This is a genomic window from Collinsella aerofaciens, assembly GCF_040910185.1.
GTDB classification, from domain to species: domain Bacteria; phylum Actinomycetota; class Coriobacteriia; order Coriobacteriales; family Coriobacteriaceae; genus Collinsella; species Collinsella aerofaciens_BF.
The window spans coordinates 1-1,466 of the sequence record NZ_JBDGBA010000049.1 but is presented as its reverse complement, the minus strand read 5'-3'; the positions used below and the strand labels follow the sequence as shown (position 1 = coordinate 1,466).

At 54.9% G+C, this 1,466-nt stretch carries 1 protein-coding gene; it reads right to left on the bottom strand.

The window, feature by feature from the left end; all coding sequences use genetic code 11:
- Positions 1–176: 176 nt before the first annotated feature.
- Positions 177–1,172 carry a hypothetical protein gene (locus AB5Z54_RS09835; protein WP_347478388.1) on the bottom strand — a complete coding sequence of 332 codons (996 nt, stop codon included), beginning with the start codon at positions 1,170–1,172 and terminating at the stop codon, positions 177–179.
- Positions 1,173–1,466 lie beyond the last annotated feature (294 nt).

The following is a 1,466-nucleotide window of genomic DNA, read 5'->3' as shown; positions in this document are numbered from 1 at the left end:
GGGTGGCTCAGCCCGATGGAGTACCGCAGGAAGCTTGGATACGCCTAGGCGCGGTCCAAGAAATCGTCCGCACCCCCCAATAGCTGTTATCCAGGAACTATTTCACCGCAACTTATTGAGGCCGAGCGGGCTGGGTCGATGATGGGTTCTTTTGTCGAGAAGATGAGGGCGGCCGGTCAGGAGTCTGCGTAGGGTTTTGTGGTCGGTATACCGTAGCCGCGCATCATGGAGCCGAACGCTTTGACATCGTAGGTGTCTAAGAGCTTGAAATGAATGACGTTGTGGCCCATAGCACGCAGGTTCGCGTCGCGCACGAGGGCAGCTCGATAGGTTTTTGCCGCAGTATGTTCCGGATCATTTTGGGCATCGCCCTCAAACTTGCCCAGTCCATGCAGCTCAGCCAGCATCCAAGAGCCGTTTGGCATCTGCCAGCCGTAATCTGCCAAATAATAGCCGGTGTTTCCCGGTCGAGTGATTTCAACCTGAAGTTCGGGAGCGGCAACTCCTGCCATAATCATTGCCGCCCGTGCTTCGGATTCTCCACCGTTATCCGACCTGCCATCCATGTGTTCAAAAACGTCAAATGCGCGCGCGATGCCGTGCAATCCGCGGCAGTTCGCTTGTGCATATGCACGCAATTCTTCACGCTCGACACCGTACTCACGAGCCAACCCGTCGACATAGCCTAGTGCATATCGAAAAGCGCTCGTTCGGGCGATGTCGACCACCGTGCGATATGGATCCGTTAGCGTAAACGGGCCGAGCTGCCATACGTCGCCCGGTCGCCAGCGTCGGTATTCAACGAATTCGTACATATCGCGTCTGGTGGAACGCGGTAGCAGCACTTGCACCTTGTCGAGAAGCGAATATGCAGAACCGATGCCATAGAGCAGCGCCGCCGTTGCTCCACAAAACACGGCATCCGGTTCAACGACCGCAATAGCGGATGCCAATTGAAAGATGCGATCTTCGACGCCGAGGTCATTCCAATACGCGGGATCAGCGTAGACATGGTTGTAGAGTCGAATAATCATCTCTTTTTGCATGAGCGCGTAGGCACAGCGTTCGTCCCATTTTTTGGTAGCTACAAACAGGTGCCCGCCATGATGGGCCTCGAATAATCGGAAGAACAGCTCTGCTTGCGGTTTGGAACAGCGTTTATCATGACTCATTTTCGACCCCATGGTCTCGAGGGGGAGTGAATGACACTACGCTATCCCATATTTGGTCCGCCAGACCTTGCCATGAACTGACCAAAAGCTTGACGGGGCAGGTCAGAGCCATGAGCCAGAGCCAAACATATCGGCAAACGGTTGATTAGTGCCCCTCGGTGGCACTAAAAACCACCCTTACAGAAAGTTGCGGTGAAATAGTTCCTGAAAAGCTCGAAGGGGGTGCGGACGATTTCTTGGACCGCGCCTAGGCGTATCCAAGCTTCCTGCGGTACTCCATCGGGCTGAGCCACC

What these genes read in the sequence shown, in the direction of transcription:
- AB5Z54_RS09835 (WP_347478388.1), bottom strand. Translation starts at nt 1,172, where the DNA reads ATGAGTCATGATAAACGCTGTTCCAAACCGCAAGCAGAGCTGTTCTTC.